General features: G+C 56.5%; 22 protein-coding genes and 3 tRNA genes. 8 read left to right on the top strand and 17 right to left on the bottom strand.

The features are described from left to right. Positions 1-6 precede the first annotated feature (6 nt). From AC2TE5_RS02165 to nnr, 10 genes are all read right to left on the bottom strand, one after another. Positions 7-204 (bottom strand): DUF2065 domain-containing protein, encoded by a 198-nt coding sequence (locus tag AC2TE5_RS02165; protein ID WP_003855996.1) that lies wholly within the window; start codon positions 202-204, stop codon positions 7-9. 71 nt (positions 205-275) lie between these two features. Then, positions 276-1,280, bottom strand: coding sequence for a protease modulator HflC (hflC, locus tag AC2TE5_RS02160; RefSeq protein WP_023334250.1), 1,005 nt, complete (start codon positions 1,278-1,280; stop codon positions 276-278). 2 nt (positions 1,281-1,282) lie between these two features. Beyond that, positions 1,283-2,542, bottom strand: a complete 1,260-nt coding sequence (gene hflK, locus AC2TE5_RS02155; protein WP_213329041.1) for an FtsH protease activity modulator HflK — start codon at positions 2,540-2,542, stop codon at positions 1,283-1,285. Positions 2,543-2,598: 56 nt separating this feature from the next. Next, positions 2,599-3,879 carry a ribosome rescue GTPase HflX gene (gene hflX, locus AC2TE5_RS02150; protein WP_023310136.1) on the bottom strand — a complete coding sequence of 427 codons (1,281 nt, stop codon included), beginning with the start codon at positions 3,877-3,879 and terminating at the stop codon, positions 2,599-2,601. A gap of 74 nt (positions 3,880-3,953) precedes the next feature. Beyond that, positions 3,954-4,265 carry an RNA chaperone Hfq gene (hfq, locus tag AC2TE5_RS02145; protein WP_023334248.1) on the bottom strand — a complete coding sequence of 104 codons (312 nt, stop codon included), beginning with the start codon at positions 4,263-4,265 and terminating at the stop codon, positions 3,954-3,956. A gap of 85 nt (positions 4,266-4,350) precedes the next feature. Next, positions 4,351-5,301: a tRNA (adenosine(37)-N6)-dimethylallyltransferase MiaA gene (gene miaA / locus AC2TE5_RS02140; RefSeq protein WP_213329042.1), complete on the bottom strand. Its 951-nt coding sequence runs from the start codon at positions 5,299-5,301 to the stop codon at positions 4,351-4,353. Further along, entirely contained in the window at positions 5,294-7,138 is a 1,845-nt protein-coding gene (gene mutL, locus AC2TE5_RS02135; protein ID WP_484612565.1) for a DNA mismatch repair endonuclease MutL, read from the bottom strand. Before mutL ends, miaA begins: the two co-directional genes overlap by 8 nt. Positions 7,139-7,147: 9 nt before the next feature. Further along, a complete protein-coding gene (amiB, locus tag AC2TE5_RS02130; protein WP_484612564.1) occupies positions 7,148-8,488 on the bottom strand; it encodes an N-acetylmuramoyl-L-alanine amidase AmiB in 1,341 nt (446 codons plus the stop codon). A gap of 16 nt (positions 8,489-8,504) precedes the next feature. Beyond that, on the bottom strand, positions 8,505-8,966 hold the full coding sequence (gene tsaE, locus AC2TE5_RS02125) for a tRNA (adenosine(37)-N6)-threonylcarbamoyltransferase complex ATPase subunit type 1 TsaE (RefSeq protein WP_008502923.1): 462 nt from the start codon (positions 8,964-8,966) through the stop codon (positions 8,505-8,507). Continuing rightward, positions 8,959-10,482 (bottom strand): bifunctional ADP-dependent NAD(P)H-hydrate dehydratase/NAD(P)H-hydrate epimerase, encoded by a 1,524-nt coding sequence (nnr, locus tag AC2TE5_RS02120; RefSeq protein WP_213329044.1) that lies wholly within the window; start codon positions 10,480-10,482, stop codon positions 8,959-8,961. The genes tsaE and nnr overlap by 8 nt, the downstream gene beginning before the upstream one ends. Between nnr and queG the strand changes: the two genes are divergently transcribed. After that, positions 10,481-11,620 (top strand): tRNA epoxyqueuosine(34) reductase QueG, encoded by a 1,140-nt coding sequence (gene queG, locus AC2TE5_RS02115; protein ID WP_148244452.1) that lies wholly within the window; start codon positions 10,481-10,483, stop codon positions 11,618-11,620. The two genes, nnr and queG, sit on opposite strands and share 2 nt — an antisense overlap. Before the next feature lie 270 nt (positions 11,621-11,890). On the opposite strand, the gene AC2TE5_RS02110 is transcribed toward queG, so the two are convergent. The 4 genes from AC2TE5_RS02110 to orn form a co-directional block, all read right to left on the bottom strand. Continuing rightward, positions 11,891-11,966, bottom strand: a tRNA-Gly gene (locus AC2TE5_RS02110). 36 nt (positions 11,967-12,002) lie between these two features. Continuing rightward, a tRNA-Gly gene (locus AC2TE5_RS02105) sits at positions 12,003-12,078 on the bottom strand. A 45-nt stretch (positions 12,079-12,123) separates the two neighbouring features. After that, a tRNA-Gly gene (locus tag AC2TE5_RS02100) sits at positions 12,124-12,199 on the bottom strand. A 196-nt stretch (positions 12,200-12,395) separates the two neighbouring features. Next, positions 12,396-12,941 carry an oligoribonuclease gene (gene orn, locus AC2TE5_RS02095; RefSeq protein ID WP_023310130.1) on the bottom strand — a complete coding sequence of 182 codons (546 nt, stop codon included), beginning with the start codon at positions 12,939-12,941 and terminating at the stop codon, positions 12,396-12,398. A gap of 107 nt (positions 12,942-13,048) precedes the next feature. Between orn and rsgA the strand changes: the two genes are divergently transcribed. The 3 genes from rsgA (at position 13,049) to mscM (ending at position 18,510) form a co-directional block, all read left to right on the top strand. Further along, positions 13,049-14,101 carry a small ribosomal subunit biogenesis GTPase RsgA gene (rsgA, locus tag AC2TE5_RS02090; protein WP_023334242.1) on the top strand — a complete coding sequence of 351 codons (1,053 nt, stop codon included), beginning with the start codon at positions 13,049-13,051 and terminating at the stop codon, positions 14,099-14,101. A gap of 97 nt (positions 14,102-14,198) precedes the next feature. Then, entirely contained in the window at positions 14,199-15,167 is a 969-nt protein-coding gene (asd, locus tag AC2TE5_RS02085; RefSeq protein WP_033144458.1) for an archaetidylserine decarboxylase, read from the top strand. Between the two features lie 19 nt (positions 15,168-15,186). Beyond that, the gene (gene mscM, locus AC2TE5_RS02080) at positions 15,187-18,510 is read left to right on the top strand and encodes a miniconductance mechanosensitive channel MscM (RefSeq protein WP_484612563.1); all 3,324 of its coding nucleotides are present in this window, start codon (positions 15,187-15,189) and stop codon (positions 18,508-18,510) included. A gap of 37 nt (positions 18,511-18,547) precedes the next feature. Here mscM and yjeM read toward each other — a convergent pair whose 3' ends face one another. Continuing rightward, on the bottom strand, positions 18,548-20,047 hold the full coding sequence (yjeM, locus tag AC2TE5_RS02075) for a glutamate/gamma-aminobutyrate family transporter YjeM (protein WP_484612562.1): 1,500 nt from the start codon (positions 20,045-20,047) through the stop codon (positions 18,548-18,550). 195 nt (positions 20,048-20,242) lie between these two features. Beyond that, complete coding sequence (epmA, locus tag AC2TE5_RS02070) at positions 20,243-21,220, bottom strand: elongation factor P--(R)-beta-lysine ligase (protein ID WP_484612561.1); 978 nt, start codon at positions 21,218-21,220, stop codon at positions 20,243-20,245. 310 nt (positions 21,221-21,530) lie between these two features. On the opposite strand from epmA, the gene frdA reads away from it, so the two are divergent. Genes frdA through frdD form a run of 4 tightly spaced genes read left to right on the top strand, consistent with a single transcriptional unit; the run spans position 21,531 to position 24,824 of the window. Further along, positions 21,531-23,321 carry a fumarate reductase (quinol) flavoprotein subunit gene (gene frdA, locus AC2TE5_RS02065; protein WP_063144110.1) on the top strand — a complete coding sequence of 597 codons (1,791 nt, stop codon included), beginning with the start codon at positions 21,531-21,533 and terminating at the stop codon, positions 23,319-23,321. Next, complete coding sequence (locus AC2TE5_RS02060; RefSeq protein WP_023310124.1) at positions 23,314-24,048, top strand: succinate dehydrogenase/fumarate reductase iron-sulfur subunit; 735 nt, start codon at positions 23,314-23,316, stop codon at positions 24,046-24,048. Before frdA ends, AC2TE5_RS02060 begins: the two co-directional genes overlap by 8 nt. Before the next feature lie 10 nt (positions 24,049-24,058). After that, positions 24,059-24,454 carry a fumarate reductase subunit FrdC gene (gene frdC, locus AC2TE5_RS02055; protein ID WP_029739890.1) on the top strand — a complete coding sequence of 132 codons (396 nt, stop codon included), beginning with the start codon at positions 24,059-24,061 and terminating at the stop codon, positions 24,452-24,454. 10 nt (positions 24,455-24,464) lie between these two features. Further along, positions 24,465-24,824: a fumarate reductase subunit FrdD gene (gene frdD / locus AC2TE5_RS02050; RefSeq protein ID WP_032662398.1), complete on the top strand. Its 360-nt coding sequence runs from the start codon at positions 24,465-24,467 to the stop codon at positions 24,822-24,824. A gap of 29 nt (positions 24,825-24,853) precedes the next feature. On the opposite strand, the gene ampR is transcribed toward frdD, so the two are convergent. Then, positions 24,854-25,729 carry a LysR family transcriptional regulator AmpR gene (gene ampR, locus AC2TE5_RS02045; RefSeq protein ID WP_484612560.1) on the bottom strand — a complete coding sequence of 292 codons (876 nt, stop codon included), beginning with the start codon at positions 25,727-25,729 and terminating at the stop codon, positions 24,854-24,856. Positions 25,730-25,771: the final 42 nt, after the last annotated feature.

Genomic DNA, 25,771 nt, shown 5'->3' with positions numbered 1-25,771 from the left:
TTTTGATCAGCCAATCGTTTTCCTCAACATGTAGTAGATCACGATGCCCGCAACCACAAGACCTCCGCCAAAACGACGCAAAATATTATCCGGCAGTTGGCTCATCGTGGCGATCATTCGACGCCAGGCGCGCGGATAAAGCATCGGTCCAAGACCTTCCAGCACCAGGACCAAAGCCAGTGCGAGCCAGATCGTTGAATTCATTTTTATTCCTTATAAAAGAAAACCACCGCTCCGTTGAGAGCGGTGGTTTGAATACTCAAACGAGCCTGAGTTTATCGCGTTGCGTTAGTCGGCGTCTTCATATAACGGAAGAAATCGCTGTCCGGGCTGAGCACCATCACATCCTGGTTGCTCTGGAAGCTATTCTCGTAAGCACGCAGGCTACGGATAAAGGCGTAGAAGTCAGGATCCTGGCTGAAGGCATCCGCGAACAGCTTCGCCGCTTCGGCATCGCCTTCACCGCGCAGGATACGGCCCTGGCGCTCAGATTCCGCCAGCGTCTTGGTGACTTCATAGTCCGCTGCTGCACGCAGCTTCTCAGCCTCTTCCTGGCCCTGTGAACGGTGACGACGGGCTACCGCTTCACGCTCGGCGCGCATACGGTTGTAAATCGCCTCGGACACTTCTACTGGCAGGTTGATCTGCTTGATACGCACGTCAACCACTTCGATACCCAGCGCAGCCATACTGTTCGGGTTGATCACCGGCACTTTACCGTTGGTCTCCGCCTGAACGCGTTCCGCCGCTTTGGCAATCGCATCATCTGCTGCCGGCGTTGAAACTTCATCTTCCGTGCCCGCTGTACCGGAGTTCAGCGCATCGCGAACTTCCAGGGTCAGACGACCGCGGGAGTCGGTCACGATGTCTTTCACATCCAGACGACCAATCTCGGAACGCAGACGGTCAGAGAACTTACGTTTCAGCAGCACTTCTGCCTGAGAAACGTCACCGCCGCCCGTTGCCAGGAAGTAACGGCTGAAGTCGCTGATGCGCCATTTGATATAGGAATCAACGATCAGGTCTTTCTTCTCTTTGGTCACGAAACGGTCGGCCTGGTTATCCATGGTCTGGATACGCGCATCAAGCGTTTTCACTGACTGAATGAACGGCACCTTGAAGTGCAGACCCGGCTCATAAATCACCGGGCGTTTGTCGCCATCACGCACGACGCTGCTGAACTGGAACTTAATCCCACGCTCGCCTTCTTTCACCACAAAGATCGAGGTATAAAGCGCGACCAGTACGATGACGATGATCGCAATAACTGACTTACGCATCCTTATTCCCCCTGACGCTGGTAGTCGTTACGCTGCGCGTTAGCACGGCGTTGGTCCATAATGTCACCATCGTTCGAAGAAGGCGTTGTGTTCGTGCTGGCGCTGCCTGATGAGGCTGGCGGCAGACGCAGCAGGTTGTTCGCGCCGCTGGTGTCGCCTTTCGCTGCTGGCGCAGCACTGCCTTTCAGCATCTGATCCAGCGGCAGAACCATCAGGTTTCCGCCTTTACTGTCGTTAACCAACACTTTGCGGGTGTGGCTCAGCACTTTTTCCATGGTCTCGATATAGAGACGCTCACGGGTAATTTCAGGTGCCGCTTTATATTCCGGTAGGATCTTCGCAAAGCGAGCCACTTCACCCTGAGCTTCCAGGATGGTCTGCGTCTTATACGCGCGCGCTTCTTCCAGAATACGCTGCGCCTGACCGTTAGCGCGTGGCTGAACTTCGTTGGTGTACGCTTCTGCCTCACGGATGTACTGCTGTTCGTTTTCACGGGCAGCAATCGCATCGTCAAATGCGGCTTTCACCTCTTCCGGCGGACGCGCAGCCTGGAAGTTGACGTCCAGCAGGGTGATACCCATGTTGTACGGACGAATGGTCTCTTCCAGCTCGCGCTGGGTATCGCTACGAATAACGGTACGACCTTCGGTCAGGATACGGTCCATGGTGTATTTACCGATCACACCGCGCAGAGCGCTGTCGGTCGCCTGACGCAGGCTGTCATCGGCGCTGGTCACGCTAAACAGATAACGCTCAGGATCGGTCACGCGGTACTGCACGTTCATCTCAACGCGCACCACGTTTTCGTCAGAGGTCAGCATCACGCCAGAGGCGGCCAGTTCACGGACGGACTCCACGTTTACCGCGGTCACGTCGTCAATGAAGGTCGGCTTCCAGTTCAGACCCGGCTCAACCAGATGGCTGAACTTACCGAAACGGGTGACCACGCCGCGTTCTGCTTCTTTAATGGTGTAGAACCCGCTGGCTGCCCAGATGATGACTACCGCAGCGGCCACGATGCCCACTACGCGGCCACCCATTGGCGGGCGCGAACTCTGAGTGGAATTGCCACCCGAGCCAGAACCTTTTCCTCCGCCAAGGCCACCAAGCTTCTTGCTCAGTTTGCGGAAGATATCATCCAGATCCGGCGGCCCCTGCTCGCGACCACCTTTGTTGCCATTTCCCTCAGAGTTGCCGCCAGGTTTGCTGCTTCCCCACGGGTCGCGGTCTTGTCCGTTATTACCGGGCTGATTCCACGCCATGTATATGCTCCATATTTGTTATGCAAGGGCGAATTATTCAGGCATCCCCTTTCTGATCAGACGATATAGTCGACCAGCGCAGGTTCTTGTTTACAGAGGCGACGCCAGTCAACGATCGGCATACGCACCTGCATCCCCACGCTGCCGTCATCCTCCATCCACTCTTTTTCTATCGCCTGAAGCTGATAAAACCGGCTGCGCAGCCTGCCTTCCTGTGGCGGCAGTCGCAGCGTGTGCTGAGCTACCTCACCGGAAAGACGTTCTGTCAAAGCCTGGAAAAGCAGTGGCACACCAATACCGGTCTGGGCAGAAAGCCAGACCCGAATCGGTTTGTTTTCTTCATCTCTGTCGATACGCGGTTCGAAATCGTCCAGCATATCGATCTTGTTCATGACCAACAGCGTTGGGATCTCATGGGCGTCGATCTCTTCGAGCACCACGTTCACCGCGTCGATATTCTCCTGCACGCGCACGTCTGCTGCATCAATCACGTGCAGCAGCAGAGTCGCCTGTCGCGTCTCCTGCAGGGTGGCTTTAAACGCCGCCACCAGGTCATGCGGCAGATGGCGAATAAACCCTACGGTATCCGCCAGCACCGTTTCACCGACATCTGCAACGTCAATACGGCGCAGCGTAGGGTCCAGGGTCGCAAACAGCTGGTCTGCGGCATAAACCTGGGCCTCGGTTATCTGGTTAAACAGGGTGGATTTACCGGCGTTGGTATAGCCCACCAGCGACACCGTCGGGATGTCGGCTTTCGTTCGCGCCCGACGTCCCTGTTCACGCTGTTTCTCTACACGTTCCAGACGTGAGAGGATCTGGGTAATTCGGCCACGCAGCAAACGACGGTCGGTTTCGAGCTGGGTTTCACCCGGGCCGCGCAAACCAATCCCGCCTTTTTGTCTTTCAAGGTGTGTCCAGCCACGCACCAGACGCGTTGCCAGATGGCGCAGCTGCGCCAGCTCAACCTGCAGTTTCCCTTCGTGGGTACGTGCACGCTGAGCAAAAATATCTAAAATCAAACCCGTGCGATCGATAACACGGCATTCGCAAAGGGCTTCCAGGTTGCGCTCCTGGGCTGGAGACAGCGCATGATCAAACAACACGACTGACGCGCCGGTTGCTTTTACGGCATCCGCAATTTCGACTGCTTTACCTTCACCAACAAAATACTTTGGGTGCGGCGCTTTACGGCTACCGGTAATCACCTGCATTGCTTCGACACCGGCGGAAGAGACCAGAGATTCAAACTCCTGGAGGTCTTCCATATCTTTGTCTTGCGAAAAATAGATGTGTACCAGCACCGCCTGCTCACCGGCATCATAACGGTCAAACAAGCGTAAACCTCTCTAAAAAGATCAGCGGGGAACGCAGGATCCCTGGCTCCCCGTGTGGATAACAGTGCGAAACCTTATTCGGTTTCGTCGCTGTCCTGCGCCGGCGTTGAAGAACCCTGCGCGCTGCTGCCATGATGGTAGTTACTACCAGTGCCGCCGCCAGCGTTATTGCTGTGATGAGATACCGGACGGGACGGAACAACAGTAGAAATAGCGTGCTTGTAGACCATCTGACTGACCGTGTTTTTCAACAGAATCACAAACTGATCGAAAGACTCAATCTGACCTTGCAGCTTAATACCATTCACCAAATAAATAGAAACTGGAACACGTTCCCGACGCAATGCGTTCAGGAACGGATCTTGTAAAGATTGCCCCTTAGCCATTCTATCTTTTCCTTATATGCTTGTTTTGTACTTAGAACCTTGCGATTCTGAAAAATTGCGCACGATACGTCTCAATTGTACACATTCAGTGAGCGATATCACCAACAACCTCAATCACTTCGTTTAACGCCTGTTGTGGTTTTTCACTGTCTAACCAGTGAACGCCGTCCCAACCGCGCAACCAGGTGATCTGGCGCTTCGCTAACTGTCTCGTGGCGCAAACACCTCTATAAACCATTTCATCGTATGAAATCTCACCTTCAAGATACGACCACATCTGGCGGTATCCCACACAACGAATGGAAGGCATGTCCGTATGCAAATCTCCACGGGCAAATAGCGCCCGCACTTCTGCTTCAAAATCTGAAGCTAACATCTGATGAAAACGCTGCTCAATTCGCTGATGGAGCAGTTCACGGCTCGCCGGGGCGATGGCGAACTGATGCACCTGATACGGCAGAGCCTCTCCTGACGTTTGCGTCAGTTCCGTTAAAGTTTTACCCGAAATGAAAAAAACTTCCAGTGCCCGGGAAAGCCTTTGCGGATCATTTGGATGGATCCGTGCTGCCGCAACCGGGTCAATCTCCGCCAGTTGCTGATGCAAAACGTCCCAACCCTGCTCTGCCGCCTGCTGCTCAATTTTCGCTCTTACTTCCGGATCCGCGGATGGCAGAGGTGACAACCCCTCCAGCAACGCCTTGAAATAGAGCATAGTTCCGCCAACCAACAGCGGTATACGTCCCGCCGCCGTTATCTCGGCCATCTCGGCTAAGGCATCCCGGCGGAAATCCGCTGCGGAGTACGCCTGAGCCGGGTCGAGAATATCCAGCAAACGGTGCGGTGCCGCACGCAACTCTTCTGCGTCAGGCTTCGCCGTGCCGATGTCCATCCCTCGGTAGATGAGGGCGGAGTCGACGCTAATCAACTCTACAGGCAAAACTTTACGCAACTCAATGGCTAGCGCCGTTTTGCCGGAGGCCGTTGGGCCCATTAAAAAAATTGCCTTAGGCAGGCTCGCCTTACTTGCGTCAATCATGTTTCAGGGCGTTCATCGCCGTTTGTAAATCAACAGGTTGTAATAACCCACCCGGCGGCGTTTTCACCAGATGCGGACAGAGGCGTTCCACCTCCGCCAACACGCTAATGGCCTGTGCCATACTCCACGGCGCGTGTTCGCTTGCCAGATGGCGGGCGATCCACTGCGCGGTGTTGGCGGCATCAAACGATGTTTGCTGCGCCAGGTAGCCTATCAGTTCAGGAATCAAGTTTTGTAAATTTTGTTGGCGTAAGGGTAAAGGCACTGCACGAATTGTCACATGTTGTGGTTCGAGCACAGTTTCAATACCCATTTGCGCCAGCTGCGGCTCGGCGCGCTGCAATACCCTTGTTTCCTCAGGGGATATTTTCAGGCGAACCGGAATTAACAACGGCTGCGCGCAGGCTGCATTTTCACCTGGCGTGAGCTGCACCTGCTTGAGCCAGCGTTCGGCGACCGGCAGTGCCAGAAGCATCAATTTGCCGTCACGCTCAAGCAGTGCCATATCCGGCGCAATAATCGTCAGCACCCGGCCAAAACTCTGGCTATGGCCGTCCAGAGAAGGCTGAGCGGCCTGAATGTGCTCTTTACGCTCCACGGCTGGCGTTTCCAGCAGCTTGCGGTACAGCGTGCCCTGCTGCTTCTGATAGCCAGGCTGGGCATTCGGGTAGTTCGCGCCCGTTGGACGCGGTGCGCTCCCTGCCGGGGAGAAACGCGGGGCTTCCGGTTCACGCGCGACGGCAGGCTCCGCAAAATGGTTACGGCCTGCCGCGACACGGTTTTCTGGCAGCGGACGCGGTGCAGGGGCGTCGTTCTCCAGCGGCAGCGTTGGCTCTGCCTGCTGCTGCAACACGGTGGCTACGCCCTGATAAATAAAGTCGTGAACCAGACGCGACTGGTGGAACCGCACCTCATGCTTGGCGGGATGGACGTTCACATCCACCTGATGGGGGTCGATTTCCAGATAAAGGACGAAAGCAGGCTGCTGATCGGCCCCGAGTTTGTCTTCGCAGGCCTGGCGAATCGCGTGATTGATGAGACGGTCGCGCATCATGCGGCCGTTTACGTAGCAATACTGGATCTCCGCAAACGCAGCACTGCTCGCGTTTGGATCGGCAACCCAGCCGCGTAAAGCCAGATCGCCGTGCTGCCACTCAATGGCCAGCGCCTGTTCCAGAAACGGCGTACCGCAGATCGCCCCCAAACGGCGCTCTTTCTGTCCCCCTTCTGCCACCGCGCGATACTGGCGCATCACCTTGCCGTTGTGGCTGAGGTTGATGGTGACATCGAAGCGGGCCAGCGCGATACGGCGAATGATCTCGTCGATATGGCCGAACTCGGTCTTCTCGGTACGCATAAACTTGCGTCGGGCGGGGGTGTTGTAGAACAGATCCAGGACTTCCAGCGTCGTGCCAACAGGGTGCGCTGCGGGTTTAACCGTCACATCCATATCGCGCCCTTCGGCGTAAGCCTGCCAGGCTTCCTGCTGTTCAGCGGTACGGGAGGTCAGCGTTAAGCGCGAAACCGAGCTGATACTGGCCAGCGCTTCACCGCGAAAACCAAGGCTAATAATCGCTTCCAGGTCATCCAGAGAGGCTATTTTACTGGTGGCGTGACGGGCCAGCGCCAGCGCCAGCTCGTCTTTTTTGATGCCACAGCCGTTGTCGCGAATGCGGATAAGCTTCGCGCCACCGCGTTCGATATCAATATCGATGCGGGTTGCGCCCGCATCGAGGCTGTTTTCCACCAGCTCCTTCACCACCGACGCAGGGCGTTCCACCACCTCACCGGCGGCGATTTGGTTCGCGAGCTGCGGCGGTAGAACCTGAATCGGCATGAATTCTCCTTAGTTGGTCGCGGTCATCTCACCCGGTAGCGCTGCACTGGCCGTCTGGGCAGCGCCGCTTTGCGGCGCGGACTGCAGCGGATGGGCATCAAAATATTTACGCAGACCGTTATAAATCGCTTCGGCAATTTGCTGCTGGTAGCTGTCGCTTCCCAACAGACGCTCTTCACCGTTGTTACTGATAAAGCCCGTCTCTACAAGGATGGACGGGATATCCGGCGAGCGCAGAACGCCGAGGCTGGCATGTTCCGGACGACGCTTATGCAGCACGCCAACGCTTTGCAGCTGGTTCAATACGTTAGTGGCGACATCATACCCGACGCGCTGAGAATGACCGAACTGTAAATCCAGCACCGCCTGGCTGAGGTACGGATCGGACTGGCTGTTCGCCAGCACGTCGCCCGCGCCGCCTAACAGTTCAGACTGCTTCTCATGCTCTTCCAGCCAGTTGGCCATTTCGCTGTTAGCGCGACGGTTCGACAGCACCCAAACCGAGGCGCCGGTGGCGCTACGATTCGGTGCGGCGTCCGCATGAATGGAGACCAGGAAGTTCGCGTTTTGCTTACGCGCCACATCCGAGCGTCCCATTACGGAGATAAAGTAATCCCCGTCGCGGGTCAACACGCCTTTAAACATAGGGTCATCATTGAGTAGCGAACGCAGCTTACGCGCGATAGCGATAGTCACGTTTTTTTCTCGCGTGCCGCCAGGGCCAATCGCCCCCGGATCTTCCCCGCCGTGGCCCGCATCAATGGCGATAATCACTTTGTCACCGCTGACCGTCGCGCGTCGCGCGCTGGCCGCCGGACGCGTCACCGTATTGCTGCTGATTGCCGCAGTAATGCGGTCGTTCTGCGATTTAAACGGATTACGCGCAGGTTCAGAAGGACGCGGCGTATATACCGGTTCTTCCACGCGCTTCGCTACGACCGGCGGCGGTGGAGGCGGTGGCGGTGCGTCGGCATTGATGGTAAAGACCACCGTATAGTTCGCCCCGTTTTGCTGCTTCACCGCCTTCGTTTTGCCCTTTTCGGTCAGATCGACCACCAGGCGTAACGACTGGCTATCCTGCGGCGTTCCCGAACGGATACTTTTCACCAGGTTGTTGCCGCTAAACCGCAGCGGTAGCCCCTGGATCACGCCAGTCTGCTTGATATCCAGCGCCACGCTGTGGCTGTCTGGCTGTGAAAACGCATATTCAGGATCGCCCATAAAGCTGAACGTGATACGGGCCTGGCTTTCGCCGTTTGATACCTGAATATCTGAGAGGTTTGCCGCCCCGGCCTGCGCGCACAGCAGCACGGTGGCAGCCAACAACCAACCTTTAACGCGATTTATCATCCCGTCATCCCTACGCTTAACCGGCCAGTCGCGCCAGTAAGGAACTGCCTGATGAGGAAACAGCACTGATGCGTGCCTCACGCCCTTGTGCCTGGTAATCTAAGTGAATTTCGACATCCGGGTCAGGCAGCACACCCGCACCTTGTTGCGGCCACTCCACCAGGCAAATGGCGTCGTTGGCAAAATAATCACGGATCCCCATAAATTCCAGCTCCTCAGGATCCGCAAGGCGGTATAAATCAAAGTGGTACACCATGAGATTTTCAAGGGTGTACGGTTCGACCAGCGTGTAGGTTGGGCTTTTCACATTCCCGTTATGCCCTAACGCCTGCAAAAAACCCCGGCTGAAGGTGGTTTTACCCGCACCTAAATCACCATACAGATAAATGACGGTTGCCCCCTGACAGGCCTGCGCCACGCGCTTGCCGAGGTCTAAAGTGGCTTGTTCATCAGGTAAAGGAATCGCTCGATTAGTCATTTTCTACGTCAATCACATCCGGGTTAACAACACGCCGCAGCGTGCAAAAAAGATCGGTGGCCAGCATACCGCGTGTACCGTAACGCGCGGCGAGTTTATCCGCCGCGACACCGTGGGCCACGCAGCCCGCACAGGCTGCATCATAAAGGGGAAGTTTCTGTCCAAGCAATGCGCCAATGATGCCGGAAAGCACATCGCCCATGCCGCCGCTTGCCATGCCCGCATTTCCAGCATCAATAATGCCCTGCGTCTCGTCACTGGCGACAACGGTTCCTGCCCCTTTCAAAACAGCAACACCTCCGTAACGTTTTACCAGACGCTGAGCAGAAAGTAAGCGATCGCTTTCAATTTCTGCCACGCTGCAGTTAAGCAGGCGCGCGGCTTCGCCGGGGTGTGGCGTCAGAATGCGATTGTGACGCTTATCCGGGTTTATTGCCAGAAGGTTAAGCGCGTCGGCATCCCACAGCATCGGTTTACGAAAATTCTCGACCTTTTGCAGGGCCTGTTTACCCCATGCCTGCTGCCCAAGACCCGGGCCAATTACCACCACATCCGCCCATTCAAGGCTCTCTTCAAGCGCCTGGGGCGTAAGCTCGTGCACCATCAGCTCCGGTCGGGCTGTAACGATCGGCGCAATATTCTCGATGCGAGTGAGTACTCGCACTAATCCGGCACCGCTGCGCAGAGCCGCTTCGCCGGTCATGCGAATCGCACCTGCCGTACCATGGTCGCCGCCAATAATCACCAGCCTGCCGTGATCGCCCTTATGGGACGTCGGCCGGCGCGGCGGAAGCCATGCAGCAAGATGCGACGCATCAAAACGCGCGATGCGCATTTCCTGCCCGGCCAGCCAGCTCTCCAGCCCCAGCGCATTGTGGTGCAGCACGCCAACGACGTCTCGCGCTTTACCGGTCAGTAGCCCTGGCTTGAGGGCGATGAAGGTCACCGTATGGGCAGCATGAATGACCGCCCCCGGCGTCGCGCCGGTTTGTGCAATCAGGCCAGAGGGAATATCCAGGGCGACTACCGGCGCGGAATGTCTGTTAGCGTGTTCAATAAGCGCGGCAATGTTCTCACGAGGCACACTGCGTAGCCCGGTACCCAGCAGACCATCAACAATCAGATCCACCTCTTCCGGCCAGACGATATCAGGCGCATGAATCACACCGCCCGCGTTAAGCCACGCCTCCCGCGCCGCGTCGGCCTCTTCCGGCAGCGGTTTATCGCTCTCCAGGGCCAGCAACGTCACGCGGATACCCGCCGCAACCGCCAAACGGGCGACGACGTAGCCGTCGCCGCCGTTATTGCCGTGCCCGCACAGAATCAGCCAGTGGGCGGCCTGCGGGTACGCGCTGCGGGCAACGTTAAACGCCGCCTCACCCGCGCGCAGCATCAGTTCATAGAGGGTAATTCCGAGGCTGTCTGCGGCCTCTTTTTCGGCGCGCCGGAGGTCATCCGCATGCCAGATGGAATGTGGTATACTTGCGGGGTTTTTCTTCACCGTATGGTCCGTCATGTCACAGCCCCTCGATCTCAATGAATTAGCGCAAAAAATAAAACAGTGGGGTGCTGAGCTTGGCTTCCAGAAGGTGGGCATTACCGATACCGACCTTTCCGCCAGCGAGCCGAAACTGCAGGCCTGGCTGGACAAACAATACCACGGCGAAATGGAATGGATGGCGCGTCATGGCATGATGCGCGCGCGTCCTCACGAGCTTTTGCCGGGCACATTACGCGTCATCAGCGTGCGCATGAACTACCTGCCCGCCAACGCGGCCTTTGCGCGCACGCTAAAAAATCCCTCTTTAGGTTACGTCAGCCGGTACGCCCTGGGACGTGATTACCATAAGCTTTTGCGTAACCGTTTAAAAAAACTCGGGGAAACTATTCAGCAGCACTGTGTTTCGCTGAATTTTAGACCCTTTGTCGATTCTGCGCCTATTCTTGAGCGCCCGATCGCCGAAAAAGCCGGGCTTGGATGGACAGGTAAGCACTCACTTATCCTCAGCCGCGACGCCGGATCGTTCTTTTTCCTGGGTGAACTGCTGATTGATTTACCGCTGCCGGTAGACGGTCCGGTAGAGGAAGGCTGTGGCCGCTGCGTGGCCTGCATGACCATCTGCCCGACGGGTGCCATCGTAGAGCCTTACACCGTTGATGCGCGCCGCTGCATCTCCTACCTCACTATCGAACTGGAAGGGGCCATTCCCGAAGAGTTTCGACCGCTTATCGGCAACCGCATCTACGGCTGCGACGACTGCCAGCTGATCTGCCCGTGGAACCGCTATTCGCAGCTCACGGACGAAGAGGATTTCAGCCCGCGTAAGGCGCTGCATGCGCCGCAGCTCATTGAGCTGTTCGCCTGGACCGAAGCCTGGTTCCTGAAGGTGACGGAAGGTTCGGCCATTCGCCGTATCGGTCATCTGCGCTGGCTGCGTAATGTTGCCGTCGCGCTGGGTAATGCCCCGTGGGATGAAGCGAACGTGCGGGCGCTTGAAAGCCGTAGAGGTGAGCACCCACTTCTTGATGAACACATAGAATGGGCGATTGCGCAGCAAATTGAGAAGCGTAATGCCTGTGCGATCGAGGTGCAGCTACCGAAGAAACAGCGTCTGGTGAGGGTGATTGAAAAAGGGCTTACGCGGGATGCCTGAACTATTCACAGCCTGTGAATAAAATTATAAACTCAAGCGCCATCTGGGCTAGAGAAGAGGTCAAGTGATCTCACTAACATTTTGAAATGAAAATTTATCCATTAAATACAGTAAGTTAAATAGATACTATTCACCCTGCTAAGTTTTAACCCTGTTTAGGGTAAGCGCGGTTTCTGTGGATAACTCTGTTCACAAGAGTATTTCAGAGACGATAGAAAACGTCCCCAACGAGTTTCTTCGCTGTGGATACTTTAGAGATTAAGAAGAATTTGGAGCGGGAAACGAGACTCGAACTCGCGACCCCGACCTTGGCAAGGTCGTGCTCTACCAACTGAGCTATTCCCGCTTGGGTGGTCCGTGCTTTAGAAGCACTTTCAAATTTTGGAGCGGGAAACGAGACTCGAACTCGCGACCCCGACCTTGGCAAGGTCGTGCTCTACCAACTGAGCTATTCCCGCTTGGGTGTTCTGGTGCTGGGCGTATCCGGAGATACTTTCAAATTTTGGAGCGGGAAACGAGACTCGAACTCGCGACCCCGACCTTGGCAAGGTCGTGCTCTACCAACTGAGCTATTCCCGCAAATCTGTACTGCTTTTGTTGCTGTCGTAACGTGTAATTCTCTGTCGTTACGGGAGGCGCATTATACGAGAAATCCTTTTAGCTGCAACCCCCCTTAAAGCGATTTTTTCGAAATTAAGTTCAAATGCTTATTAAATCGGCAAGCTGAACAATTTAACGACAAAAACCCGGCCACGCAAGGCGCCGGATCTCAAAATCACAGCTTTATAAAGTTTTCGCGGTAGTAGGAAAGCTCCGCCACGGACTCACGGATATCGTCCATCGCCTGGTGGGTCCCCTGCTTTTTAAAGCCGTCGAGGATTTCAGGCTTCCAGCGACGCGCCAACTCTTTCAGGGTGCTGACATCCAGATAGCGATAGTGGAAGTAAGACTCCAGCTCCGGCATGTACTTAAACAGGAAACGGCGATCCTGGCCGATGCTATTCCCACAGATTGGCGATTTGCCTGCCGGAACCCACTGTTTCAGGAACTCAAGCGTCGCCAGCTCCGCCTCACGGTCGCCGAACGTGCTCGCCTTCACGCGCTCCACCAGGCCACTGCCGGTGTGGGTACGCACGTTCCATTCATCCATCAAAGCCAGCTGATCGTCGGACTGATGCACCGCAATCGTTGGCCCTTCAGCCAGGATATTCAGGTTGGCGTCCGTCACCAGAGTAGCAATTTCAATGATGCGATCGCGCTCGGGATCCAGCCCGGTCATTTCGAGATCGATCCAAATCAGGTTGTTTTCATCCGCGCTCATGTTATTTTCCACCCTTCTCGCATAACCGGCAGTAGCAGGTTAACTAGTATTAATTAGAGTGTATCATAGAGGTTTTGCCCCTTACGGGCGACCAGGAGCCAGCGCGATTGAGTAAAAATAAACTCTCCAAAGGGCAGCAGCGCCGCGTAAACGCCAACCACCAGCGCCGTCTTAAAACCACTTCGGAGAAGCCGGATTATGACGACAACCTGTTTGGTGAAGCGACAGAAGGCGTAGTCATCAGCCGTTTCGGTATGCATGCCGATGTCGAATCCGCCGACGGTGACATTCACCGTTGCAATATCCGTCGCACCATCCGTTCACTGGTTACCGGCGATCGCGTGGTCTGGCGTCCGGGTAAAGAGGCCGCTGAAGGTGTCACGGTTAAGGGCATCGTCGAAGCCGTGCATGAACGCACGTCGGTGCTCACCCGCCCAGACTTTTACGATGGCGTAAAACCGATTGCCGCCAACATTAACCAGATCGTCATTGTTTCGGCGATTTTACCTGAGCTTTCACTCAATATTATCGACCGATACCTTGTCGCCTGCGAAACGCTGCAGGTTGAACCGATCATCGTGTTGAATAAAATCGATCTGCTGGATGACGACGGCATGGCCTTTGTGAATGAGCAGATGGATATCTACCGTAAGATCGGCTATCGCGTGCTGATGGTCTCCAGCCACACCAAAGATGGCCTTAAGCCGTTAGAAGAGGCGCTGACCGACCGTATCAGCATCTTTGCGGGCCAGTCCGGCGTGGGTAAATCGAGCCTGCTGAACAACCTGCTTGGCCTCCAGCAAGAGATCCTGACTAACGATGTGTCCAACGTCTCGGGTCTGGGCCAGCACACCACCACCGCCTCGCGCCTGTATCATTTCCCGCACGGCGGCGACGTGATTGACTCCCCGGGGGTGCGTGAGTTCGGTTTGTGGCACCTTGAGCCGGAACAAATCTTTAACGGATTTGTCGAATTCCATGATTATTTAGGCGCTTGTAAATACCGCGACTGTAAACACGATAACGACCCAGGCTGCGCTATCCGTGAAGCGGTTGAGAAAGGCGAGATCGCGGAAACCCGCTTCGAGAATTACCACCGTATTCTTGAGAGCATGGAAGACGTAAAAACGCGTAAAAACTTTTCTGATTCTGATAACTGACAACTAAGCTAAGCATCGCTAAAATCGTCCCCTTTTTTCAGGTTCCGGCGGCTTAACGCCGGATCAGGAACGACAAAACAATGGCCTGGAGGCTACCTTGTTAAACGCATTTAAACTTTCGCTTCAATACATTCTGCCAAAACTGTGGCTCACTCGCCTGGCGGGCTGGGGCGCAAGCAAACGCGCGGGCTGGCTGACCAAACTGGTCATCGACCTTTTCGTAAAATATTACAAGGTCGACATGAAAGAGGCGCAGAAGCCGGACACCGCCAGCTACCGCACCTTCAACGAGTTCTTCGTGCGCCCGCTGCGTGACGAAGTTCGCCCGCTGAACACCGATCCTAACGTCCTGGTGATGCCAGCAGACGGCGTGATCAGCCAGTTGGGTAACATCGAAGACGACAAAATCCTGCAGGCGAAGGGCCATAACTACAGTCTGGAAGCGCTGCTGGCAGGTAACTACCTGATGGCGGATCTGTTCCGCAACGGTACGTTTGCCACTACCTATCTGTCACCGCGCGACTATCACCGCGTGCATATGCCGTGTAACGGTATCCTGCGTGAAATGATTTACGTTCCGGGCGACCTGTTCTCCGTAAACCACCTGACCGCGCAGAACGTGCCGAACCTGTTTGCCCGTAACGAGCGCGTCATCTGTCTGTTCGATACTGAATTTGGCCCTATGGCACAGATTCTGGTGGGTGCAACCATCGTAGGCAGCATTGAAACCGTCTGGGCCGGCACCATCACCCCACCGCGCGAAGGCGTGATCAAACGCTGGACCTGGCCTGCCGGTGAAGCGGAAGGCTCTGTGGCCCTGCTGAAAGGTCAGGAGATGGGTCGCTTCAAGCTGGGCTCCACCGTGATTAACCTGTTTGCGCCGGGCAAAGTGAAGCTGGCTGAACAGCTCGAAAGCCTGTCGGTCACCAAACTGGGCCAGCCGCTGGCGGTCTCTACCGAAACCTTCGTGACGCCAGATGCAGAACCTGCTCCGCTGCCACAGGAAGAGATCAACGCCGAGCACGACGCCAGCCCGCTGGTTGACGACAAAAAAGACGAAGGCTAACAACAGAAGGATCGCTGACGTGCGCCCGATTATCGTTCTACTGATGGCCTGGTGCCTCAGCATGGGGGCGTACGCAGCGACAGCCCCCGACGCCAAACAGATAACCCAGGAACTGGAGCAGGCAAAAGCGGCCAAACCCGCTCAGCCAGAGACCGTCGAGTCGCTCCAGGCTGCCCTGAACGCGCTTGAGGAGCGGAAAGGCTCTCTTGAGCGCGCTCAGCAGTATCAGCAGGTTATCGACAACTTCCCCAAACTCTCGCAGACGCTGCGCGCGCAGCTCAATAATCTGCGTGACGAACCGCGCGATGTTCCTGCGGGCTTAACCTCCGATGCGCTAAACCAGGAGATCCTCCAGGTCAGCAGCCAGCTTCTGGAAAAGAGCCGCCTGGCGCAGCAGGAACAGGAGCGCGCGCGCGAAATCGCCGACTCGCTCAGCCAGCTTCCGCAGCAGCAAACCGACGCCCGCCGCCAGCTAAACGAGGTGGAGCGCCGCGTGGGCACGCAGTCTGGCAATTCAGCACAAAGCCAGGCGCAAAATCTTGGGATTCAGGCTGAATCCGCCCGACTTAAAGCGCTGGTTGATGAACTCGAGCTGGCGCAGCTTTCTGCCAACAACCGTCAGGAGCTGTCGCGCATGCGCGCCGAGCTGGCGCAAAAGCAGAGCGAGCAGCTTGATGCCTACCTTCAGGCCCTGCGTAATCAGCTGAACAGCCAGCGCCAGCGTGAAGCCGAACGGGCGCTGGAAAGTACAGAACTGCTCGCTGAAAACAGCGAAAACCTGCCTGCCGGTATCAACGAACAATTCAGGGTCAACCGCGAACTTTCTGCCGCGCTGAACCAGCAGGCGCAGCGCATGGATCTGGTTGCCTCCCAGCAGCGTCAGGCGACCAATCAAACGTTGCAGGTGCGTCAGGCGCTCAACACCCTGCGCGAACAGTCACAGTGGCTCGGGTCATCAAACCTTCTCGGCGAAGCGTTGCGCGCCCAGGTCGCGCGCCTGCCGGAAATGCCGAAGCCGCAGCAGCTGGATACCGAGATGGCCCAGCTGCGCGTTCAGCGCCTGCACTTTGAAGATCTTCTCAACAAGCAGCCGCAAATCCGCCAGATCCGTCAGGCTGACGGACAGCCGCTGACCAGCGAGCAAAACCGTATTCTGGAAGCCCAGATGCGTACCCAGCGTGAACTGCTGAACTCTCTGCTCCAGGGCGGGGATACGTTGATTCTGGAGCTGACCAAGCTAAAAGTATCCAACAGCCAGCTGGAAGATGCGCTGAAAGAGGTGAACGAGGCTACGCACCGTTATCTCTTCTGGACGTCTGACGTGCGTCCGATGACCTTCTCGTGGCCGATTGAGATTGTCCAGGACCTGCGCCGCCTGATTTCACTGGATACCTTCAGCCAGCTGGGACAGGCCAGCGTGATGATGTTCACCAGCAAAGAGACCATTTTCCCGCTGCTGGGAGCGTTGATTCTGGTGGGCTTCAGCATTTACTCGCGCAGACATTTCACCCGTTTCCTGGAGCGTTCCAGCTCCAGGGTCGGGAAAGTCACCCAGGATCACTTCTGGCTGACGCTGCGCACCGTCTTCTGGTCGATTCTTGTCGCCTCTCCGCTGCCGGTGCTGTGGATGACGCTGGGGTATGGCCTGCGGGAAGCCTGGCCCTATCCGCTCGCGGTAGCGATTGGCGATGGCGTCACCGCCACGGTGCCGCTGCTTTGGGTGGTCATGATTTGCGCCACCTTCGCGCGCCCCAATGGCCTGTTCATCACCCACTTTGGCTGGCCACGTAACCGTGTGGCGCGCGCCATGCGTTACTACCTGATGAGCATCGGGTTGATTGTGCCGCTGATTATGGCGCTGATCATGTTCGATAATCTCAACGACCGGGAATTCTCAGGCTCGCTGGGCCGCCTCTGCTTTATGCTGATATGCGGGGCGCTGGCCATCGTCACGCTCAGCCTGAAACGCGCGGGCATTCCGCTCTATCTGGATAAATCCGGCAGCGGCGACAACATGTTCAACCGGCTGCTCTGGAACCTGCTGCTTAGCGCGCCGCTGTTTGCGATGCTGGCAGCCGCGGTGGGCTATCTGGCAACCGCGCAGGCGCTGCTGGCAAGGCTGGAAACCTCGGTAGCCATCTGGTTCCTGCTTCTGGTGGTGTACCACGTGATCCGCCGCTGGATGCTGATCCAGCGCCGCCGTCTGGCCTTTGACCGAGCCAAGCATCGCCGGGCGGAGATCCTCGCCCAGCGTGCGCGGGGTGAGGAAGAGCCAAACCATGTGAACAGTACGGAAGGCACAACGGATGCGGACGAGGTCGAACTGGATCTGGATGCCATCAGCACCCAGTCCCTGCGCCTGGTTCGCTCCATCCTGATGCTGATTGCCCTCCTTTCGGTGATCTTCCTGTGGTCAGAGATCCACTCCGCGTTTGGCTTCCTGGAGAACATCTCTCTCTGGGACGTGACGTCCACGGTGCAGGGTGTTGAAAGCCTGGAGCCAATTACCTTAGGGGCGGTGCTGATTGCCATTCTGGTGCTGATCATCACCACGCAACTGGTGCGCAACTTCCCGGCGCTGCTGGAGCTGGCGCTGCTGCAGCACCTGGATTTAACCCCGGGGACGGGTTATGCGATTACGACCATCACCAAATATCTGATCATGCTGTTTGGCGGGCTGGTTGGCTTCTCGATGATCGGTATTGAGTGGTCGAAGCTGCAGTGGCTGGTGGCGGCGCTCGGTGTAGGGTTAGGTTTTGGTTTACAGGAGATCTTCGCCAACTTCATCTCCGGCCTGATCATTCTGTTCGAAAAACCGATCCGCATTGGCGATACCGTCACGATCCGCGATCTGACCGGCAGCATCACGAAGATCAACACCCGTGCGACGACGATCAGCGACTGGGATCGGAAAGAGATCATCGTGCCAAACAAAGCGTTTATCACCGAGCAGTTCATCAACTGGTCGCTGTCAGACTCCGTTACCCGTGTGGTGCTGACGGTACCGGCACCGTCGGACGCCAACAGCGAAGAGGTCACCCAGATCCTCTACACCGCCGCTGAGCGCTGCTCGCTGGTCATCGACAACCCGGCGCCGGAAGTCTTCCTTGTGGATTTACAGCAGGGGATCCAGATTTTCGAGCTGCGTATCTACGCCGCCGAAATGGGACACCGTATGCCGCTGCGCCATGAGATCCACCAGCTGATTCTGGCAGGCTTCCGCGAGCACGGTATCGATATGCCGTTCCCACCGTTCCAGATGCGTCTGGAAAGCCTGGACGGGCGTAAAACGGGAAGAACGCTGACGTCAGCGACGCGTACGCGCCCGGCGGGAAGTTTGTAACGCTGCTCCCCTCCCTTTCGGGAGGGGAATATTCCCGCTACGCCACTTCTGCGACGTACGCCATCGCGCGTCGGCGGTAATTCTCATAAATCCCCATCGCCAGCAGCGAGAAGAAAATAGGCCCGCCCACCATCCACAGCGCGCTGTTCCAGTCGTTCGCCTCAATTACCGGCTGAATAATGGTGAAGATGTTGGCAAACGCCACCACCAGCACCACCACCGTGGTCGCCAGCAGCGTTGCCGCGCGGGTTTTAAAAATCACAAACGGACGTTCAAGATCCTGCTTCGCCTTAAAGAACGGGAACGCCAGGGTCAGGAACAGGTACGGCAGCGTCATCGACACGTTCGCCATCAGGGTCAGCTTGTTGTAAAACGCAGACGCCGTATCGCCGCCAAATGACACCAGCAGAATGAACACGCACACCAGCAGACACTGCATCCACATGGCGTTGGCGGGCATGCCTGCGGTATTCAACTGGGTCATACGTGCGGGCCACAGCGCTTTTGGCGTACCCTGAATAATCGCTTTCAGCGGCGAGTAGATCAGCGTGAAGAACGCACCGGTATAGGCCAGGAACATCGACAGGCCGGTAATACGCGCGAACCAGACCCCCATTACCGATGCCGCCTCGGGACTCAGGTTCATCGCCTGTCCCAGCGTCATCCCCAGGCTTTTCATCAGCACATAGGTGATGTTGCCAAGGTTAGTGGTGTTGTTGCTCAGCACCTGCTGCCAGTTGGTGCTGACGCCCCAGAGGAAAATCGCCAGCGAATAGCCAATGGAAATGACGATGGCGGCAAAAATAATGCCTTTCGCAAAGTTCTTTTCCGGGTTCTCCGTTTTATCGACCAGGCCGCCTACGGCTTCAATACCGCCGTAAGCGAAGATGGCAAACACCACGAAGGAGAGCATGGCGAGCCCGGACTGGTAGCTCGGATTTGGCGAGGAGGCAAAGTTCACCTCCTGCGCGAAATGACCACCGTTCAGGCACAGGATAGCGATGCTCGCCAGCAGCAGTACCAGATTCAATCCCATAACCGAGATCCCGCCCACGGCGGTAATCCGGGCAATTTTATTGATGCCTTTAGACGCCACCAGGGTGACCACCACCATCCAGCCTACCGCCAGAATCCCGACGACCTGCGTGGAGCTCAGCCCGGCTAAAGACCAGACCTGCGTTTTATCGGCACCAAAAAGAAACGTTGAGAACGGCACCCAGACTTTGGCCGCCGTACTGACCATCCAGACGACGTAGGATGAAAACCACATAAACGTGCCGATAAACGCATAGCGCGGCCCGACGCTGTTATTCATCCATGAGTAGATCCCGCCCTCTTCTTTCCGGTAAGCCGAGCCCATCTCCGCCATCATCAGCGCAAACGGGATAAAGAAGAACAGAGCAGAAACGATATAAAACAGCGTCGCGCTGTAGCCCATCAGATAGAACGCTGACGGGCTGTTGGCAAAGCCAAAGACTGAGGTAAATATCATCAGGATGAGCCCGGTGAGGGTCATCTTTTTGAGTGACTGGGACATAGAACCATCCGAAGAGGAATTAAACTGCGCGGATGGTAGCAGAAGACCAGATAAATATTGTGGCTATACGGGGCAAATTAAGAAAAAGACCCGTGTATAGAGAATGTGGCAGTTTTTAATGTTGCCGTGCTGAAATGGAAAGGTTAATTGACAGGAATGGTAGGCCGGGTAAGCGCAGCGCCACCCGGCATTTTATTAGGCGCGATCGACCGTAAAGGCAATCACATCGCCTAGCTGCTCTGCGCCAAGCGCCAGCATCACCAGACGGTCAACGCCCAGCGCCACGCCGGAGCAATCCGGCAGACCTGCTTTCAATGCTTCAAGCAGATTAACATCAATAGGCTGCTGCGGCAGACCGCGCGCGGCGCGCTTGCGGTTATCCTGCTCGAAGCGCTGCTGCTGCTCGCGGCCATCAGTCAGTTCGTGGAAGCCGTTCGCCAGCTCGATGCCTTTGTAATAGACCTCAAAACGCTCTGCAACACGATGATCTTCGGTACTGATCTGCGCCAGTGAGGCCTGGCTTGCCGGGAAGTGATAGACAAACGTCGGACGATCTTTGCCAATCTGCGGTTCAACGCCAAAAGTGAACAGCAGCTGCAGCAGCGTGTCGCGATCCTCTTCGGTATCCGCCACGTTGCTCAGATCCAGTTTTGCCGCCACTTCGCGCAGCTGGGCTTTGTCCGCCGACAGCGGATCGATTTCCAGATGGCGCTGGAAAGCCTGCTGATAGGAGAGCGTTTCGGCTTCTGAGCATTCCAGGACCTGCTGCAGCAGATCGTCCACCTCATTCATCAGGCGGTACATGTCATAATGCGGGCGGTACCACTCCAGCATGGTGAATTCCGGGTTGTGATGACGACCCATCTCTTCATTACGGAAACTGCGGCACAGCTGATACACCGGACCACACCCCGCTGCCAGCAGGCGTTTCATGTGGTATTCCGGGCTGGTCATCAGATACAAATTCATGCCCTGAGAGTGGCCGGGGCCAACAAAACGGGTTTCAAACGGGACCAGATGAATATCCGTTACCGTTGCCTGACTCATGCACGGCGTTTCCACCTCCAGGACTCCGCGGTCGGCAAAGAAACGGCGGATCTCCGCCATAATTGCAGCGCGTTTTAACAGATTATGGATGGATGCGCTCGGCTGCCAGGTGGCCGTTTCGCTCATGAGTTGTTCTCCGATTTCAGACAAGGGCACGAAGTCTACTCGTTAGCTGGGGCAGAGACAAATTTTGCGCAGTAAAAAAGCGCATTTCATTTAGGTGGGCAATTACGTGACGTAATTCATCAATCTTCATGATAAATCGCCTGACAGAACAGCAAAAAAATCGAACACGTCAAATTTCCCTGACATCTACACGGTTATACTGTTTTACCCATAAAGGAGCAGTGGAAACGCTTTCGCAATCGTCCTTTTGGACGGGTGAACTACCTTTAGTTTGTCGCGTTGCGAAATAACAAAAATCTGGAGGAATGTCGTGCAAACTTTTCAAGCCGATCTTGCCGTAATAGGCGCTGGCGGGGCTGGATTACGTGCTGCGATTGCTGCAGCACAAGCTAATCCCAACGCTAAAATCGCATTGATTTCAAAAGTCTATCCAATGCGTAGTCACACAGTGGCAGCAGAAGGAGGGTCCGCCGCCGTTGCGCAGGATCATGACAGCTTTGAATACCATTTCCACGACACGGTTGCAGGGGGCGACTGGCTTTGCGAACAGGATGTCGTTGACTACTTTGTGCATCATTGTCCAACGGAAATGACCCAGCTTGAACAGTGGGGATGTCCGTGGAGCCGCCGTCCGGACGGCAGCGTCAACGTTCGCCGCTTTGGCGGAATGAAGATTGAACGCACCTGGTTCGCCGCCGATAAAACCGGCTTCCACATGCTGCACACCCTGTTCCAGACCTCCCTTCAGTTCCCACAAATTCAGCGCTTCGATGAACATTTCGTCCTCGACATTCTGGTCGATGACGGTGAGGCTCGCGGTCTGGTAGCGATGAACATGATGGAAGGCACGCTTGTCCAGATCCGCGCGAAAGCCGTGGTGATGGCAACAGGCGGTGCAGGCCGCGTTTATCGCTACAACACCAACGGCGGTATCGTCACCGGCGACGGCATGGGCATGGCGCTCAGCCACGGCGTGCCGCTGCGCGATATGGAGTTCGTGCAGTATCACCCGACCGGCCTGCCGGGCTCCGGCATTCTGATGACGGAAGGCTGCCGCGGTGAAGGCGGTATTCTGGTCAATAAAAACGGCTACCGCTATCTGCAGGATTACGGCATGGGCCCGGAAACCCCGCTCGGCGAGCCGAAGAACAAATACATGGAACTCGGCCCGCGCGACAAAGTCTCTCAGGCCTTCTGGCACGAGTGGCGCAAAGGCAACACCATCTCCACGCCGCGCGGCGATGTGGTCTATCTCGACCTGCGTCACCTTGGCGAGAAGAAACTGCTGGAACGTCTGCCGTTCATCTGCGAGCTGGCGAAAGCTTACGTCGGCGTCGACCCGGTGAAAGAGCCGATTCCGGTGCGTCCAACCGCGCACTACACCATGGGCGGGATCGAAACCGACCAGCAGTGCGAAACCCGGATTAAAGGCCTGTTCGCCGTCGGCGAGTGTTCCTCAGTCGGCCTGCACGGCGCTAACCGTCTCGGGTCTAACTCGCTGGCAGAGCTGGTCGTCTTTGGCCGCATGGCGGGCGAGCGGGCGATGGAGCGAGCGGCTACCGCAGGCGAAGCCAACGGTGCCGCGCTGGATGCGCAGGTCGCAGACGTTGAAAAACGCCTGAAAGATCTGGTGAACCAGGAAGGCAATGAGAACTGGTCGAAGATCCGCGACGAAATGGGCCTGTCGATGGAAGAAGGCTGCGGTATCTACCGTACCCCTGAGCTGATGCAAAAAACCGTCGACAAGCTGGCGGAACTGCAGGAGCGCTTCAAGCGCGTGCGCATCACCGACACCTCCAGCGTATTCAACACCGACCTGCTCTACACCATCGAGCTGGGCCACGGCCTGAACGTCGCGGAATGTATGGCGCACTCTGCGCTGGCGCGTAAAGAGTCGCGTGGGGCCCACCAGCGTCTGGACGAAGGCTGTACCGAACGTGACGACGTCAATTTCCTGAAACACACTCTCGCCTGGCGCGATGCGGATGGCACCACACGTCTGGACTACAGCGACGTGAAAATCACCACGCTGCCGCCGGCTAAACGCGTGTACGGTGCAGAAGCAGAAGCCGCCGAGAAGAAGGAGAAGGCGAATGGCTGAGATGCAAAAAATGAAAGTTGAAGTGGTGCGCTACAATCCGGAAGTGGACGCCGCACCGCACAGCGCTTTCTATGAAGTCCCTTATGACGAGCAAACCTCTCTGCTGGATGCGCTCGGCTATATCAAAGATAACCTGGCGCCAGACCTGAGCTACCGCTGGTCCTGCCGCATGGCCATCTGCGGCTCCTGCGGCATGATGGTCAACAAGGTGCCAAAGCTGGCCTGTAAGACCTTCCTGCGCGAATACACCAAAGGCATTAAGGTCGAAGCGCTGGGCAACTTCCCGATTGAACGCGATCTGGTGGTCGATATGACCCACTTTATCGAAAGCCTGGAAGCCATTAAGCCGTACATCATTGGTAATCCGCGCACGCCGGATCAGGGGCCAAACACCCAGACGCCGGCGCAGATGGCGAAATACCATCAGTTCTCCGGCTGCATCAACTGCGGTCTTTGCTACGCCGCCTGCCCACAGTTTGGCCTGAACAAGGAGTTCATCGGCCCGGCCGCCATTACCCTGGCGCACCGCTATAACGAGGACAGCCGCGACCACGGTAAAAAAGAACGTATGGCGCAGCTTAACAGCCAGAACGGCGTGTGGAGCTGTACCTTTGTGGGTTATTGCTCCGAAGTTTGTCCGAAGCACGTCGACCCGGCCGCCGCAATTCAGCAGGGTAAAGTGGAAAGCTCGAAAGACTTTCTTATCGCTACCCTGAAACCACGCTAAGGAGTGCATGATGACGACTAAACGCAAAGCCTATGTGCGGCCTGTGCCGTCCACCTGGTGGAAAAACCTGCCGTTTTATCGCTTCTACATGCTGCGTGAAGGCACGGCGGTACCGGCGGTCTGGTTCAGCCTTGAGCTGATGTACGGCGTTTTTGCCCTCAAGCACGGTCCGGAAGCCTGGGCCAGCTTTGTCGGTTTCCTGCAAAACCCGATCATTGTGGTTCTGAACCTGATCGTGCTCGCGGCCGCGCTGCTTCATACCAAAACCTGGTTTGAGCTGGCGCCAAAAGCGGCGAACATCATCGTAAAAGGCGAGAAAATGGGGCCAGAGCCGGTGATTAAAGGGCTCTGGGCAGTGACGATTCTGGTCACTGTGGTCATTCTGTTTGTCGCACTGTTCTGGTAAGGAGACACCTGTGATCAATCCAAATCCAAAACGTTCTGACGAGCCGGTCTTCTGGGGCCTGTTTGGCGCAGGCGGCATGTGGAGTGCCATCATCGCCCCCGTCATCATCCTGCTGGTTGGCATTATGCTGCCGCTGGGGCTGTTCCCGGGCGATGCGCTGAGCTACGAGCGCGTGCTGGCGTTCGCGAGCAGCTTTATCGGCCGCGTGTTCATCTTCCTGATGATCGTCCTGCCGCTGTGGTGTGGTCTGCACCGTATTCACCATGCGATGCATGACCTGAAAATCCATGTACCAAGCGGTAAATGGGTGTTCTACGGTCTGGCGACCATCCTGACCGTGGTGACGCTGATTGCCGTGGTCACCCTCTGACGCTTCTGGCCCGCCATCCGGCGGGCCTTTTATTTCTGCATCTTCCCCACCAGCCACTGGGCAAACTCGCGCATTGCGGGCGTTTCTGTCCGCGACTGTAGTCTTGTGAGCCAGTAGCTGCCGAGGTCAATCTGCGTTGCAAACGGCTGCACGATGCGCTCGCTGCTGAGTAAATGGGTAAACATGTCGACAGGCGCAATGGCAATCCCTGTGCCTGCCTGCGCGGCTTCCAGCATGGTCACAGACGAATCAAACACCATCACCCGGTGCGTCGGCGAGGGAGGATGTTCACCCGCTGCCTGCATCCACGCAGCCCACTCGTCGCGCCGGTAGGAGCGCAGCAGGGTAAACTTCAGGATATCTGCCGGGCTTTTTAGACAGGAGGCAATGTCGGGTGTACAGAGCGCAGACAGCGGCGCAGGGCAAAGGAATTCAGCATCGGTTCCATGCCACGCGCCGCCGCCGTAGCGAATGGTGTAATCAAGCCCTTCAGCCGCCGGGTCGACGCGATTGTTATGGGTGGAAAGCTGAAGATCAATATGCGGATAGCAGCGGCGAAAGTCCGCAAGCTCAGAGAATAAAACCCCCGTGGCAAAGGTCCCTACCACACCTATTTTGAGCTTCTCCTGAGCGCGCTGGCTGGCAAAGCGATCCAGCATTCCGGCGATACGATCGAACGAGTCATTCAGCACCGGCAGCAAATTCTCGCCTTCGGTGGTCAACATCAGCCCACGCGAAACGCGGACAAACAGCTGGCAATTAAGGTGCTGCTCCAGCGCCTTTACGTGCTGGCTAATCGCGGAATGGGTGACGTTCAGCTCGATAGCGGCATGCGTAAAACTGAGGTGCCTGGCAGCAGCTTCAAACGCCCGCAGGGAATTAAGAGGAAGATAGCTGCGCGTCATGGCCTCGTCCGTTAGAAAAATTAACAGCTAATGCTAAATTTA

This window comes from Enterobacter sp. N5-15, from assembly GCF_057221635.1.
The sequence above is the reverse complement of the archived record's forward strand: the minus strand, read 5'-3'. Positions and strand labels throughout refer to the sequence as shown.

Bases quoted from the DNA above. Each gene is read 5' to 3' on its own strand.
- yjeM (WP_484612562.1), bottom strand. From the start codon at position 20,047: ATGTCCCAGTCACTCAAAAAGATGACCCTCACCGGGCTCATCCTGATG.
- epmA (WP_484612561.1), bottom strand. From the start codon at position 21,220: ATGAGCGAAACGGCCACCTGGCAGCCGAGCGCATCCATCCATAATCTG.
- hflC (WP_023334250.1), bottom strand. From the start codon at position 1,280: ATGCGTAAGTCAGTTATTGCGATCATCGTCATCGTACTGGTCGCGCTT.
- queG (WP_148244452.1), top strand. From the start codon at position 10,481: ATGTCACAGCCCCTCGATCTCAATGAATTAGCGCAAAAAATAAAACAG.
- miaA (WP_213329042.1), bottom strand. From the start codon at position 5,301: ATGATTGACGCAAGTAAGGCGAGCCTGCCTAAGGCAATTTTTTTAATG.
- AC2TE5_RS02165 (WP_003855996.1), bottom strand. From the start codon at position 204: ATGAATTCAACGATCTGGCTCGCACTGGCTTTGGTCCTGGTGCTGGAA.
- mutL (WP_484612565.1), bottom strand. From the start codon at position 7,138: ATGCCGATTCAGGTTCTACCGCCGCAGCTCGCGAACCAAATCGCCGCC.
- orn (WP_023310130.1), bottom strand. From the start codon at position 12,941: ATGAGCGCGGATGAAAACAACCTGATTTGGATCGATCTCGAAATGACC.
- nnr (WP_213329044.1), bottom strand. From the start codon at position 10,482: ATGACGGACCATACGGTGAAGAAAAACCCCGCAAGTATACCACATTCC.
- hflK (WP_213329041.1), bottom strand. From the start codon at position 2,542: ATGGCGTGGAATCAGCCCGGTAATAACGGACAAGACCGCGACCCGTGG.
- frdC (WP_029739890.1), top strand. From the start codon at position 24,059: ATGACGACTAAACGCAAAGCCTATGTGCGGCCTGTGCCGTCCACCTGG.
- amiB (WP_484612564.1), bottom strand. From the start codon at position 8,488: ATGATAAATCGCGTTAAAGGTTGGTTGTTGGCTGCCACCGTGCTGCTG.
- tsaE (WP_008502923.1), bottom strand. From the start codon at position 8,966: ATGACTAATCGAGCGATTCCTTTACCTGATGAACAAGCCACTTTAGAC.
- AC2TE5_RS02060 (WP_023310124.1), top strand. From the start codon at position 23,314: ATGGCTGAGATGCAAAAAATGAAAGTTGAAGTGGTGCGCTACAATCCG.
- hfq (WP_023334248.1), bottom strand. From the start codon at position 4,265: ATGGCTAAGGGGCAATCTTTACAAGATCCGTTCCTGAACGCATTGCGT.
- ampR (WP_484612560.1), bottom strand. From the start codon at position 25,729: ATGACGCGCAGCTATCTTCCTCTTAATTCCCTGCGGGCGTTTGAAGCT.